9 protein-coding genes, 3 rRNA genes and 1 pseudogene are annotated in these 15,069 nt (G+C 39.5%); 1 reads left to right on the plus strand and 12 read right to left on the minus strand.

All coding sequences use genetic code 11. From position 1 onward, the window contains the following. Positions 1-4: 4 nt before the first annotated feature. The 6 genes and pseudogenes from thpR to ACZ42G_RS08470 form a co-directional block, all read right to left on the minus strand. Complete coding sequence (gene thpR, locus ACZ42G_RS08445) at positions 5-559, minus strand: RNA 2',3'-cyclic phosphodiesterase (protein ID WP_464850071.1); 555 nt, start codon at positions 557-559, stop codon at positions 5-7. 10 nt (positions 560-569) lie between these two features. Continuing rightward, positions 570-1,133 (minus strand): GNAT family N-acetyltransferase, encoded by a 564-nt coding sequence (locus tag ACZ42G_RS08450; protein ID WP_464850073.1) that lies wholly within the window; start codon positions 1,131-1,133, stop codon positions 570-572. 98 nt (positions 1,134-1,231) lie between these two features. Further along, positions 1,232-1,340: ribosomal RNA gene (gene rrf, locus ACZ42G_RS08455) — 5S ribosomal RNA — on the minus strand. 260 nt (positions 1,341-1,600) lie between these two features. Then, positions 1,601-4,580: ribosomal RNA gene (locus tag ACZ42G_RS08460) — 23S ribosomal RNA — on the minus strand. Between the two features lie 333 nt (positions 4,581-4,913). Then, a 16S ribosomal RNA gene (locus ACZ42G_RS08465) occupies positions 4,914-6,425 on the minus strand. The 16S, 23S and 5S rRNA genes sit together here, the layout of an rRNA operon. Before the next feature lie 363 nt (positions 6,426-6,788). After that, positions 6,789-8,119, minus strand: a pseudogene (locus ACZ42G_RS08470) (IS4 family transposase). A 233-nt stretch (positions 8,120-8,352) separates the two neighbouring features. Here ACZ42G_RS08470 and ACZ42G_RS08475 point away from each other — a divergent pair. Next, positions 8,353-9,528, plus strand: coding sequence for a class I SAM-dependent rRNA methyltransferase (locus ACZ42G_RS08475; RefSeq protein WP_085112043.1), 1,176 nt, complete (start codon positions 8,353-8,355; stop codon positions 9,526-9,528). 24 nt (positions 9,529-9,552) lie between these two features. Here the strand turns inward: ACZ42G_RS08475 and pyrE are convergent, their stop codons facing one another. Genes pyrE through ACZ42G_RS08505 form a run of 6 tightly spaced genes read right to left on the minus strand, consistent with a single transcriptional unit; the run spans position 9,553 to position 14,993 of the window. Continuing rightward, positions 9,553-10,128: an orotate phosphoribosyltransferase gene (gene pyrE / locus ACZ42G_RS08480; protein WP_085112044.1), complete on the minus strand. Its 576-nt coding sequence runs from the start codon at positions 10,126-10,128 to the stop codon at positions 9,553-9,555. Between the two features lie 35 nt (positions 10,129-10,163). Beyond that, on the minus strand, positions 10,164-11,069 hold the full coding sequence (locus tag ACZ42G_RS08485; protein WP_274892850.1) for a dihydroorotate dehydrogenase: 906 nt from the start codon (positions 11,067-11,069) through the stop codon (positions 10,164-10,166). Further along, entirely contained in the window at positions 11,066-11,797 is a 732-nt protein-coding gene (locus ACZ42G_RS08490) for a dihydroorotate dehydrogenase electron transfer subunit (protein WP_085112046.1), read from the minus strand. Before ACZ42G_RS08490 ends, ACZ42G_RS08485 begins: the two co-directional genes overlap by 4 nt. An 8-nt stretch (positions 11,798-11,805) precedes the next feature. Continuing rightward, on the minus strand, positions 11,806-12,726 hold the full coding sequence (gene pyrF, locus ACZ42G_RS08495; RefSeq protein WP_464850076.1) for an orotidine-5'-phosphate decarboxylase: 921 nt from the start codon (positions 12,724-12,726) through the stop codon (positions 11,806-11,808). A 55-nt stretch (positions 12,727-12,781) separates the two neighbouring features. Next, positions 12,782-14,077, minus strand: coding sequence for a dihydroorotase (locus ACZ42G_RS08500; protein ID WP_464850078.1), 1,296 nt, complete (start codon positions 14,075-14,077; stop codon positions 12,782-12,784). Further along, positions 14,061-14,993: an aspartate carbamoyltransferase catalytic subunit gene (locus ACZ42G_RS08505; protein ID WP_085112049.1), complete on the minus strand. Its 933-nt coding sequence runs from the start codon at positions 14,991-14,993 to the stop codon at positions 14,061-14,063. Before ACZ42G_RS08505 ends, ACZ42G_RS08500 begins: the two co-directional genes overlap by 17 nt. Between the last annotated feature and the right edge of the window lie 76 nt (positions 14,994-15,069).

Consider the following 15,069-nt stretch of genomic DNA (forward strand, 5'->3'; position numbering starts at 1 on the left):
GTACCTACTTATTCGATTTTAAGGATACATCGAAAATAGATTTATAAACTCTTCTATTATTCTCCAACTTGCTTTCCATAAGATGTATATTAGATACTGCAAAGTAATCAGAATCTAATTTATGTAGATTGTTTATTTCTTCTATGCTTTTTACCAAAATAATTTCTCTTGCAACAGTAATATGGGCTTTAAATTTTCTATCGTCTTTTTTAAATCCCACCTTAGATAATTCTGTTTCGATAACATCATGTAATAATTTAAGTCTATCATCATTTTTAACATCCACCCATAGTACTCTTATATTATCTTTTCCTTCAAAACAACCAATTTTATTTAATCTAATGTAAAATGGCTTAAAATTTAACAAAATGTCATTTATTATCTTTCTGATTTTACTAACTTCTTCCTCATTTATCTCGCCAAAAAATTTAAGAGTTATATGTAAATTATCTTTATTTGTCCATCTTCCTTTTATTGTATATTTCTTTAACTGCTCTTGCAAATTCTTAATATCATTTATAATATTTTCACTTAATTTTATAGCTAAAAACGCTCTCATATTTCCTCCATTATGTATTATTTCTATTATTTCCCTGGAAATTATGCTCTAAAAATTCGCTTTTTATAATCCCCATTATCCATTCGTTTATATATCGACCATGTTTATATACAACTTCCCGCAGCAATCCTTCTTTTTTAAAACCACATTTTTCATAACATTTTATTGCTCTCTCATTAAAATCATACACTTTTAATTCTACTCGATGCAAATTCAATTCATTAAATATAAAATCTAATAAAGTCATTATAGCTTCTGAACCAAGACCTTTATTTCTATACTTTTCCTCACCTATCATTACCGCAATTTCACAATGTCTATTTTTCCAATCTACACTGCCATATGAAATATTACCTATATATTCTTTAGTTTCATTATAAATAATTGCAAATTCACCTGATTCACTGTGATTTGTCTTTTTACTAAGCCACTCTGAAATTGAACCTTCCGTCACAGGATATGGTATACCAGGCATCAAAAAATCTCTACTGTCTTCACTATTGCGAAATTCTACAAATTTCTCAATATATTTAGGCTCAAATGGTACAAGTTCAACATTTTTACTTTTTAACATTTTTTCACTTCCCCTCTTATAATTTTAACGCTTATTATACCATAAAAATCAAAAAAGAGATAGTCCATTTAAAACAGACTACCTCTTTTATAAATTTTTACCGGCAGCGACCTACTCTCCCGAGAAATCAGTATCATCGGCGCTGGAGGGCTTCACTTCCGTGTTCGGTATGGGAACGGGTTTTTAACCTCCGCTATTGCCACCGGAAATCTTTCGTTCATTTGTCTTTTGCATATTCTTCTGAAAAAATCTTATCAACGCTCACAAATTTCGCTTTCTATATATCATCGATTCATTTCGCTACTTTGGCTAACGCCGTCTATGCGTTGTGACGGCTTTCGCTCATACGCCAAACTACGCTACATTCATCGTGATATATCACGAAAGCTTCATTAATCGTTCGCTTTTGATAGATTTTTTCTCTATTTATGCTTTCTTAAATGAACTTTGAATACTGCACAATGCTAAAGGTCAAGTCCTCGACTTATTAGTACCGGTCAGCTAAAAGTATTTCTACTCTTACACCTCCGGCCTATCTACCTCGTCTTCTTCAAGGTGTCTTACTCTGGCACTCAACTCTACCTACTGTAATCTTTTCTTCTTTCAGCAAGTATAGTTGAGTGCCAGATGGGAAATCTTATCTTGAGGTGGGTTTCACGCTTAGATGCTTTCAGCGTTTATCCCTTCCAAACTTGGCTACCCAGCTGTGCAAAAGGCTTTGCAACTGGTACACCATCGGTTTGTCCACCCCGGTCCTCTCGTACTAAGGGCAGATCCTCTCAAATTTCCTGCGCCCGCGACGGATAGGGACCGAACTGTCTCACGACGTTCTGAACCCAGCTCGCGTACCGCTTTAATGGGCGAACAGCCCAACCCTTGGGACCTACTTCAGCCCCAGGATGCGATGAGCCGACATCGAGGTGCCAAACCTCCCCGTCGATGTGGACTCTTGGGGGAGATCAGCCTGTTATCCCCAGGGTAGCTTTTATCCGTTGAGCGACGGCAATCCCATTCTCTACCGCCGGATCACTAAGCCCGACTTTCGTCCCTGCTCGAATTGTCTTTCTCGCAGTTAGGCTACCTTCTGCCTTTGCACTCTTACGCGCGATTTCCTTCCGCGCTGAGGTAACCTTTGGACGCCTCCGTTACTTTTTAGGAGGCGACCGCCCCAGTCAAACTGCCCGCCTGTCAGTGTCCATATGCCGGCTTACGGCTCCTATGTTAGAATTTCGGTAATATCAGGGTGGTATCCCAACGTTGGCTCCATATAGGCTGGCGCCCATATTTCTCCGCCTCCCACCTATCCTGTACAGATATTACTAAAATTCAGTGACAAGCTGCAGTAAAGCTCCATGGGGTCTTTCTGTCCTGTCGCGGGTAACTCGCATCTTCACGAGTACTACAATTTCACCGGGTCCCCCTTCAAGACAGCGCCCAAGTCGTTACGCCTTTCGTGCAGGTCGGAACTTACCCGACAAGGAATTTCGCTACCTTAGGACCGTTATAGTTACGGCCGCCGTTTACTGGGGCTTAAGTTCAGAGCTTTGGATTTCCTCCTGACCCTTCCCCTTAACCTTCCAGCACCGGGCAGGCGTCAGCTCCTATACTTCGTCTTTCGACTTAGCAGAAACCTGTGTTTTTGGTAAACAGTCGCTTGGGCCTCTTCTCTGCGGCCTTTCGGCACTCCTTCTCCCGAAGTTACGGAGTCTTTTTGCCGAGTTCCTTAATGAGGGTTCTCCCGCTCGTCTTTGGATTCTCTCCTCGCCTACCTGTGTCGGTTTGTGGTACGGGCACCTCATCCTCGATAGCAACTTTTCTTGGCAGCCCCTTCGAAACTTCGCCTTTCGGCTCCCCATCACAGCTCTTATGAGCTTTGGTACTTCACTCAAAGCTCTTTTCGTCGCTGCTTGGACGTGCTCTACCAACCGCACGCTTTTCTTATCTCGCTGCGTCCTTGCTTCTCTTTTAGCGGATTTCGGTGGTACCGGATTTATTACCGGTTCTCCATCGCCTACGCTTTCGCCTCGGCTTAGGTCCCGACTTACCCTGGGCGGATTATCCTTCCCCAGGAATCCTTAGGCTTTCGACGGTAAGGTTTCTCGCCTTACTCTCGTTACTTATACCGGCATTCTCTCTACTGTACTGTCCAGATTCGCTTTCGCTTATCCTTCGTCCTGTACAGTACGCTCCCCTACCATTCTTTTCAGAATCCGTAGCTTCGGTGGCATGTTTTAGCCCCGTTTATTTTCGGCGCGGGATTTCTCGACCAGTGAGCTATTACGCACTCTTTGAATGTATGGCTGCTTCTAAGCCAACATCCTGGTTGTCTTGGAAATCCTACTTCCTTTACCACTTAACATGCTCTTTGGGACCTTAGCTGTCGGTCTGGGCTGTTTCCCTTTTGACCACGGATCTTATCACTCGTAGTCTGACTCCCAGGGTTCTCAATATGGCATTCGGAGTTTGATAGGGTTCGGTAACCTTTTTGGCCCCTAGTCCATTCAGTGCTCTACCTCCATATTTTCTACCCCCTGAGGCTAGCCCTAAAGCTATTTCGGGGAGAACCAGCTATCTCCGAGCTCGATTGGAATTTCTCCGCTACCCACAATTCATCCCATGACTTTTCAACGTCAACGTGGTTCGGGCCTCCACCAGATCTTACTCCGGCTTCACCCTGATCATGGGTAGGTCGCACGGTTTCGGGTCTATGATATGCAACTCTCGCCCTTTTAAGACTCGCTTTCGCTTCGGCTCCGCTTTCGCTTAACCTCGCTGCATATCTATAACTCGCCGGTCCGTTCTACAAAAAGTACGTGGTCGCTTTCGCTTCCACTGCTTGTGGACATATGGTTTCAGGTTCTCTTTCACTCCCCTCCCGGGGTTCTTTTCACCTTTCCCTCACGGTACTATGCGCTATCGGTCACTTAGGAGTATTTAGCCTTGGGAGATGGTCCTCCCGTCTTCCCACCGGGTTGCCTATCCTGTGGTACTCTGGATCCCACTCGGTATTTAAAGCCTACGCCTACAGGGCTTTCACCTTCTTTGGCCTGCCTTCCCAGGTCTGTTCGGCTTCGCTTTTCATACCTTCTTGTGGTCCTAAACCCCCGGCACTCAATTAGAACTGCTATTTTTCTATTTTTGGTTTTTTAACAATTCTAATTGAGTGCCGGGTTTGGGCTCCTTCCTTTTCGCTCGCCACTACTCAGGAAATCGACTTTTTCTTTCTTTTCCTCGCGCTACTTAGATGTTTCAGTTCACGCGGTTTCCCCTCCTCATGGCTATGTGTTCACCATGGGATGCTTAAGTATTACCTTAAGCGGGTTTCCCCATTCGGAGATCTCCGGATCTGCGTCTGCTTGCGACTCCCCGGAGCGTTTCGCCGCTTGCTGCGTCCTTCTTCGGCTCTAAGTGCCTGGGCATCCACCATACGCCCTTTCTAACTTGACCTATTGTTTCCTCGTTTTTCTTCGTTACCCATATTTGCATTGTGCAGTTTTCAAGGTTCACTTTCCTGAGGGTCTAAACCCTCAAAACTGAACAGTGAGATATTCGTATTTATTTTATCGCTCACACAGGCTCCGTGTTCTATGTGTCTTCGATTCTTTCAGCTCGTTTCGCTAACGGCACTTAACGACGTCCTGTCGTAGTGCCTCTCGCGTGGTCCTTCACGCTCGCACGCTTCACTCGCTTCATTCATCGGACACATTTCGAACACTTCGCTATGCGTTCGCTCTTAAAATAAATACTCTTTTTTTCCTTAATGTAAGGATTGCTCCTTAGAAAGGAGGTGATCCAGCCGCACCTTCCGATACGGCTACCTTGTTACGACTTCACCCCAATCATTTACCCCACCTTCGGCAGCTCCTCCCTTTCGGTTAGGTCACTGACTTCGGGTGTTGTAAACTCTCGTGGTGTGACGGGCGGTGTGTACAAGGCCCGGGAACGTATTCACCGCGGCATGCTGATCCGCGATTACTAGCAACTCCGTCTTCATGCAGGCGGGTTGCAGCCTGCAATCTGAACTGGGACCTGTTTTCTGGGATTCGCTCCGGATCGCTCCTTCGCTGCCCTCTGTTCAGGCCATTGTAGCACGTGTGTAGCCCAGGGCATAAAGGGCATGATGATTTGACGTCATCCCCGCCTTCCTCCGTGTTTTCCACGGCAGTCTCGGTAGAGTCCCCGTCTTTACGCTGGTAACTACCAACAGGGGTTGCGCTCGTTGCGGGACTTAACCCAACATCTCACGACACGAGCTGACGACAACCATGCACCACCTGTCTCACAGCTCCTCTTGCGAGGCACTCCGGTATTTCTACCAGATTCTGTGGATGTCAAGCCCTGGTAAGGTTCTTCGCGTTGCTTCGAATTAAACCACATGCTCCGCTGCTTGTGCGGGCCCCCGTCAATTCCTTTGAGTTTCAACCTTGCGGCCGTACTCCCCAGGCGGGATACTTATTGCGTTAACTCCGGCACGGATGATTCCTCACCCACACCTAGTATCCATCGTTTACGGCGTGGACTACCAGGGTATCTAATCCTGTTTGCTCCCCACGCTTTCGCACCTCAGCGTCAGTTCAAGTCCAGAGAGCCGCTTTCGCCACTGGTATTCTTCCTGATCTCTACGCATTTCACCGCTACACCAGGAATTCCGCTCTCCTCTCCTTGACTCAAGCTATTTAGTTTCAGATGCATACCCTCGGTTGAGCCCAGGTTTTTCACATCTGACTTTTATAGCCGCCTACGTGCTCTTTACGCCCAGTAATTCCGGACAACGCTCGCCCCCTACGTATTACCGCGGCTGCTGGCACGTAGTTAGCCGGGGCTTTCGTATGGTACCGTCATTATCTTCCCATACTATTGAGCTTTACGACCCGAAGGCCTTCTTCGCTCACGCGGCGTCGCTGTGTCAGGGTTTCCCCCATTGCACAATATTCCCCACTGCTGCCTCCCGTAGGAGTCTGGACCGTGTCTCAGTTCCAGTGTGGCCGTTCACCCTCTCAGGCCGGCTACCCATCGTCGCCTTGGTGGGCTTTTACCCCACCAACTAGCTAATGGGACGCGGACTCATCCTATAGCGGATTTCTCCTTTCTTCAAATGATGATGCCATCATTTGACATTATCCGGTATTAGCACCCCTTTCGAGGTGTTATCCCAGTCTACAGGGTAGATTGTCCACGCGTTACTCACCCGTCCGCCGCTAAGTTCGTACCGTAGTACTCCCTTCGCTCGACTTGCATGTGTTAGGCACGCCGCCAGCGTTCGTCCTGAGCCAGGATCAAACTCTCATGTTTATATCCTTTGCTCTTATATCTCACTGTTCGGTTTTCAAGGTTCGTCTCCCTCGCCGCTTTCCGCGACATCGTCTATCTTACCACATTATCTTCTCTCTGTCAACTGCTTTCTATTTGGTATTTTGTGGTGTCTTTATTCGCTCCTCAAAGAAGCGACGTATGTTAATATACCACGTTTTAAATTCTTATTCAAACATGAAATTTATCAATATAGTATATTTACATGCAATTATACATATATATCTTTATTATGCTCTTTTTTTCTAACATTTATTACTGAACTCAAACTTCGCACATAAATAATTACTCTATTCCTTGAAAACTTAATACTTTGCCAGAAAAAAGTAATAGTAATTTACGCAATTATGCACACTTCGGAAGTCTTTCCTTAAGTTCTTTGGGAATCGCAGCCATAAAAGCATCAAGTAATTTATCCAGCTGTTCTGAAGATAACGATAGTTTATCTGCTATTGTATCTATGAATACTTGCATAAGCAGATGAAAAGCCTGAATCAGCATAATATCGGACATTTCATCCTGTATGTAGTAAAATATCTCTCCCATTGTTCGTAAATCTGATGATCGACGGTTCTCTAGTGCAAGCATCATGTATCTGGTAAATACGATTGCTGTATGTGCTGTCATAGCATCGTAAGATAATGAATTGCATTCTTTGCTGAGCTTCAAGTATGATTTACACACTTTGAAAAAGACTTCTATATCCCAGCGCTTCCCGTATATACGAATGATTTCATCTTCATTAAGGTTCATATCCGTGGTAATAAGCGCCAGATAGTCTTTTCGATTATTCCTGTTTCTGACAAATATAATTCGAGCAGGAATAGATTTTCCGTCTTTTTCAACGGAAACTTCCACGGATAACAGATATCTCGACCTACCTCTTCTTTTTCTGTTTTGCTTGTATATTTCCGTTAATGGCTGCATTATTCCATTATATAGGTAATGCATCTTTGATGTTTTCTTTGCCATTGCCATAACATCATAGCCCATTTCTTTAATAGCAATCAAACTGGAATCATTGCTTTTTTAGCGGTTTTTATTAATTCCAGAGCTACGGCTGTTGCTTTGGTTTGGGCTAAATTTCTTCTTAAATACCCGGCGGAACGCTTGTCCACAGGTATAGCTTCATTGATACGATTCTTTTGATTCTCAGTAGATAAAAGACATCCATTGACTGGGATAAAAGTATTTCCATCTGACCATCCGAGTGTAAGTAGGCGAAAGCCATACTTGTATGTTTTCTTAGCATGGTCATATACTTTTGCTAGTAGCTCTACTTTTTTAGAGCTAGAGCGTTCGAATAAAGAGTCATCCACAATAAGAACATTTACGCGTTTGTCGCTTGTTAACCCGATAATTGTCTCATTTATAATCTGTGCACTAAGCCAAGTGGTAAACCGAATCCAATTGATATGAATAGAGTTTAAGAATCTGTAAACCGTGTCTTTCTTAAAACCAGCCTGATTTGTACCCATTAGCATATTCATATACATAGATCTATTGGTAAAGATCATGCAGAATAAGTACTCGAAAATAGAAATAACAGGAATGCCCTTGCTTTTGTAAGCATTCGATAACCTTAAAGCAGCCGAAATTCTATATTTTTTAAAGAAACTTTTAATCGAAGTAGAAACCTTATTATCAATTTGGTTATTTTGTGTTATACTATTCATAGCATGAGCCTCCAGTCTGTTTGTTTTTTGATAATTCAATTATACCAAAAATGGAGGTCTCATGCTATTTTATAGCCAAACAATATTGAATTATCAAGGTACAGAGCTACTTTTATAAGTGCGAAGTTTGAGTTACTGAATATATTTTTTTAATAAAAAAGCAATCGTATTGAATCATCTCTGCCTATATGATATAAATTATTTAAACGAATTTTTGAATTAGGAGTGTTATTATGACAGATGTAATTCTCAGAAACGAAAATTTGAGAAGAGTATTAAGCGGTCATCCATGGATATACAAAACAGAAATAGATCACATAGAAGGCGATTATGAGCCTGGTGGAATTGTTGATGTCTATGATTACAAGAAAAACTTCATCGGGCGAGGATACATAAATCTTAAATCTATGATAACTGTAAGGCTTCTCACACATGAAAAAGATGAGCTCATAAATGAGGATTTTTTTAAAAAGAGAATTCTAAAAGCATGGGAATATAGAAAAAAAGTTATGGATAATTTAAATTCATGCAGGGTAATTTTTGGAGAAGCTGATTTTTTGCCAGCTCTTATTGTGGACAAATTCGGAGATTATTTAGTTATTCAAACACTTTCACTTGGTATGGAAAGGTACAAGGGCTTAATAGTAAACATACTCGTTGAATTATTAAGACCTAAAGGTATATATGAAAGAAATGATGTGTCTGTGCGAATGCTGGAAGGATTACCTGAAACAAAAGGATTTTTATATGGCAATTTCGATACAATTCAACAATTTGAAGAAAACGGCGTTAAGCTTTTGGTTGACATAGAAAACGGTCAAAAAACTGGTTATTTTTTAGACCAAAAAGAAAATAGAGCCGCAATAAAAAAGTACGTAAAAGATGCCGATGTTTTAGATTGCTTTAGCCATACAGGCTCTTTTTCAGTACATGCATTGCATTATGGTGCTAAAAGCGTTGAAACCGTAGATATATCAGAAACAGCATTAGATATGGCTAAAAAGAACGTAGCTCTAAACGGATACCTGGATAAGTGTCATTTTACATGTGAAAATGCATTTGATTTGTTAAAAAAATACGATGAAGAAAACAAAAGATTTGACGTTGTAATCCTTGACCCGCCTGCCTTTACTAAAAGTAAAGAGACAGTAAAAGATGCCATAAGAGGATATAAAGAAATAAATTTAAGAGCAATGAAAATCTTGAAAAGAGGCGGTTTCCTCATTACTTGTTCTTGCTCACAACACATAAGTCCCGATGCGTTTCTAAACATAATTAAAGAAGCCGCCCACGACACACGAAAGAATACAAGACTAATAGAAAAAAGAACACAGTCAAAAGATCATCCTATACTGTTGTCATCCAGTGAAACTGAATACCTAAAGTGTTTGATACTGCAAGTTTTTTAGTTTAAATAAGAAGCTCTTTGCTTCTTATTTAAACTTTCTGCTTCCAGGTTTGTATATAGGCAGTCCCTTTTCGCATAGTGGGCATTTTTCACTTTCATACGACACTGCATCAATTGATATTATAGATTCAAATTTTACTCCAAAGTTGACATTTCCATTGCTTCTGTCGACAATGCTTGCAACACCAACAATATTTGCATTATAACTTTTTACAAGTTCAATGACTTCTTTTACAGAGCCACCTGTTGTGACAACATCTTCTACTGCAAGTACATTATTACCTTCATTTATCTCAAATCCTCTTCTTAATTTCATCATCCCATCTTCTCTTTCAGCAAAGATGGCTTTTGCACCCAATTGCCTTGCAACTTCATACGCAAATATAATGCCACCAATGGCAGGCCCAATTACTACATCTATTTTTTCTTTAATAAATTTACTCGCTATTTCTTTTGAAAATAATTCACTGTAATTAGGATACTGGAAAATCTTAGCACATTGGAGGTATGTGTCGCTATGCCTACCAGAAGTCAATAAAAAATGTCCTTTATTCAATACTTTTAATTCGCTTAATATTTCAAGTACCTTTTCTCTATCCATTTTAATTTTCCTTTCTCTTTGGTTTACCATAATAATTATACGTTAATAGAATTTATCAATTGGTTTACATCAAATATGTTATTTCTTAACATATATTTTTTTATTCCTTCCAAGATGTCTATTGAACCAGTAGGATTGATAAAATTATAAGTTCCAATAGCTACAGCAGTAGCCCCTGCTATCATGAATTCTAAAGCATCTTCTGCAGATGAAATTCCCCCCATACCTATCACAGGGATTGATACAGCTCTTTTAGCTTCATACACATTTTTAAGGGCTATAGGTTTTATAGCTGGTCCTGATAAACCTGCAAACACATTCTTAAAAACAGGTCGCCTTGTGTTTATATCTATGGCCATTCCAGTAACTGTATTTATAAGAGAAATTGCATCAGCACCACCGTCTTCTGCTGCTTTAGCATAAATCTTTATATCAGTTACATTTGGAGTCAATTTTACAATGACTGTTTTATTTGATACTTCCTTTACTTTTTTAGTTATCTCATGTACACTGTTGGGATCTATTCCAAATGACATACCTCCTTCTTTTACATTTGGGCATGAGACATTGATCTCTAAAGCGTCTACACCGTCTATGTTAAGTTTTTGGGCTAATAATACGAATTCTTCTATTGTTTCTCCTGCTATATTTGCGATTACTTTAGTATTAAATCTATTTAAAAATGGTAATTCGTCTTTTATGAAAGCATCGACACCTGGATTTTGCAGTCCAACACTATTTAAAATTCCTGATGGCGTTTCATATATACGCGGCGGAGGATTTCCTTCTTTTGGATACACTGTAAGACCTTTTACCATTATTCCTCCTAAATTATCTAAATCGATATATTGTGAATACTCTTTTCCAAAGCCAAACGTACCAGATGCCACAAGAATTGGATTCTTAAGCTCAAGGTCCCCTATACTGACTTTCAGATTCAAAATACTACCTCCCTTGCCCAAAATACAGGACCATCCTTACAGACTTTTTTATATTGAAATCCAGAATCGGTTTTTGTTTTGCAGGCACATACCATACATGCACCAATTCCACAACCCATATGTTCTTCAACAGAGATTTGACAAGGCACATCATACTTTTCAGCCATGTCTTTTACAGATTTAAGCATTTGCATTGGACCACATCCATAAACCATATCAATATCTTTTATTTCACCTTTCATTACATCGGTAACATACCCCTTAATGCCAGTGTTCCCGTCTTCAGTCGCAATAACGACATCGCCATACTTTTGAAATTCATCTACGAGAAATATATCGCTTTTAAAGCCAAGAGCAATCTTTAGATTTTTATTTTTTAATTTCTTTGAAAGAAACAGCAGTGGTGGTATCCCTATGCCACCACCAACGATGAGAATATTGTTGAATTTATCAAACATATCGAATCCGTGACCATGGGGACCAGTTACTTCTAATGTGTCTAAAGCTTTAACTTTCGAAAGATTGTAAGTGCCTTTTCCTTTTATCCTATAAACAATTGCAATTTCATTCCCATCATGATCACATATACTAAATGGCCTCTTTAATAATGTATTGCCGCCACAATTTATCATGATAAATTGCCCTGGAGCAGGAATATCGTCAAATTCTAACCTAAGTCTATATATCCCATTGCTAATTTCTCTATTTTCTCTAACAACGTATTCCATATTTCACCTCAACACGCAATATATCTTCTTTTTAAAAGCGCATTATTAATCATTCCCATCATCAAAAGAACTTCAGCACGTGCAGCTTGAGCAAATTCATATTCTGAAAAAACATCTTTCCAATATTGACTTTTATAAGCGAAGATGACTTTTCTCGATGAGTTGACTATAGCACCTAAGTTGTTTTCATCAAAGCAATTAATGACATCTTCTGCAGTAGCACCTTGTGCTCCATATCCAGGCACTAAAAAGATAGCAGATGGCATTATTTTTCTCAGTATTTTGGCCTCTTCTTTATACGTAGCTCCAACAACCGCACCTATAGAACTATATCCTAAGCTACCTTCGGCTAGTTTTGAAATCTTGTCAACCATGTGAGCTACATTTTCATATACAGTACCACTGACAGTTTTTAAATTTTGAATCGTTCCAGAACCAGCATTAGAAGTTTTCACAAGGATAAATAGCCCTTTGTCGTATTCTAATACATCTCGTATATATGGGGTTATGGTATCTTCACCCATGTACGGATTGATTGTAATTGCATCAATAGAGGGATTTTGCAAATATGCTTTTGAATACATTTCTGCTACATCTGCTATATCTCCTCTTTTTACATCTGCTATAACCATAAGCCCTTTTTCTTTGGCATATTCAGCAGTTTTATAAAAAGCTTCTATCCCATTTGCCCCATATATTTCATAAAAAGCGATCTGAATCTTTACCGCTGGTACTACATCAAATACAGCATCAACAATGCCTTTATTAAAATAATAAATCGCTTCAGATATTCCTTTTGTATTGTTCCCGTATTTATTAAATGCCGCTTTCTTTATGAATTCTGGAATGCTTTCAATTCTTGGATCTAAACCGACAACCGTAGGATTATTCTTGAATTTTATTGCATGTATCAAATTATCCGAAAACATATTAACACCTCTTATAAATATTTATTCATAATAATGTATAATTATTCTATATATATTATACATTACTTATTTGATAATTGCCATCATTTTTAAATTTTATTTCTCCATTTACAATCGTATATTCCACCATGCCGTACAATTTTTGCCCATTAAATGGTGTATTTTTACCTTTTGATTTAAAATTGTCCGCATCGACTGTAAACTCTTTTGTTAAATCTATTATTGTAATATCTGCATCATTGCCTATCTTAAAACCATGGGTTAATTTTAAAAGTCTCGAAGGTTCTATCGACATATACTTTACTAAATCGTCTATCGCAATCAATCCATTTTTAACAAGATACGTGTACACTACAGAAAAAGCGATTTCGATTCCTGATATGCCAAAAGCCGCTATTTCATAAGGAACTTTTTTATCATCTTTCGTATGAGGTGCATGATCTGTCGCAATTACATCTATTGTACCATCTTTTAACCCTTCTATAAGCGCATTCACGTCTTCCCTTGTCCTTAATGGAGGATAAGCCTTTGTATTCGTGTCAAAACCATCAACTATATCTTCAGTAAGGCATAGATTGTGCGGCGTTACCTCTGCTGTTATATTTACTCCATCTGCCTTAGCTCTCCTTATCAACTCAACACTATCCTTTGTTGATACATGCGCTACATGAAGTCTTGCTCCAGTAGATTTTGCCAAAATAATATTTCGTGACAACATTACCTCTTCCGCTTCATGCGGTATTCCTCTTAAGCCGATTTTTGTTGAAATTATCCCGTTATTCATCACGCCTTCACCGCTTAACATTTTATCTTCGCAGTGAGTTATCATAAGCAAATCGTACATGCTTCCATAAGTCATTATTCTCTTCATAAGCCCTGAATTCATTATTGGAAATCCATCATCAGATAAAGCTAACACGCCCACATCCTTCAATTTTGCCATCTCTGAAATTTCTTCGCCCAACATGCCTTTAGTCATGGCACCTATCGGAATTACTTTACAATACCCTTCTTTATCAGCGATACTTTTTATATATTCCACAACTACTTCATTATCTATAACAGGATTTGTATTTGGCATACATGCAACAGTTGTATAACCACCAGCAACAGCAGCATGTGTACCTGTTTTTATCGTTTCCTTTTCTTCAAAACCAGGCTGCCGCAAATGTGTGTGCATATCAATAAATCCCGGAAATACATGTTTCCCTTTTGCATCAATTGAAATTGCGTCATTCAGCGATATTCTTTTATCTATCCCTTTTATCTTTCCATTCTCTATTAAGATATCTGCTTTTTCATTAAATCCTTCTCCATCTATTACTATCCCATCTTTAATAACCAATTTCATTTGATTTTCTCCTTTCACATAATATTTTTAATAATGCCATTCTTACAGCTACGCCATTTGTAACTTGTTCCTCAATAACCGAGTATTTGGCATTAGCTGCTTTTGATGTAAGTTCTACATTTCTATTGATAGGTCCAGGATGCATCAATATTGCATCTTTCTTGGCAAGTCTCATTCTTTCCTCTGTTATCCCAAAATACTTTGAAAACTCATCTTTTGATGGAAATAAACCATTTTTCTGCCTCTCTAATTGAATTCTAAGTCCCATGACTACATCGGCTCCATCAATAGCTTTGTCTATGTCGTAATAGACTTTTGCTCCAAGCTTTTCAAAAGTCTTTGGCAACAATGTAGCAGGACCTACCAGTCTAACGTCAGCTCCTAATTTTTGTAATCCCCATATATTAGACCTTGCAACTCTCGAATGAACTATATCTCCAACTATGACTACTTTTAAGCCGTCAAAAAATCCCTTTTTCTCTCTTATTGTCATTAAATCCAACAAAGCCTGTGTAGGATGTTCGTTAAGACCGTCACCTGCATTTATTACCGATGCATCAAGATATTTTGCCATAAGATGCGGAGCACCGGACATATTGTGACGTACTACAATCACATCTGCTTTCATCTTTTCTACCGTTCTTACTGTATCAATAAGTGATTCACCTTTTACAACGCTGCTTGTCTTGGTTTCTATGTTTCCAAAATGCGCTCCAAGGTATTTTGCTGCCATTTCAAATGACAATCTTGTCCTTGTGCTTGGCTCAAAAAATATCGTAACAACTGTCTTGCCTCTTAAAATATCTGAATTTTTATTGCCAACCAAGATTTTCTTCATTTCTCCTGCTGTATCCAGTATCTCTAAAAGATCTTCTTTTGTCATTTCCCTTATTCCTAACGCGTCTTTTCCTATCATTTTAACCATCCTTTCTTTGTTATTAAAAAATAGAGCAGCAACCATTTTTACATATTAAAATGGCTCTGCTCTTAAA

This window comes from Thermoanaerobacterium calidifontis (assembly GCF_055381745.1).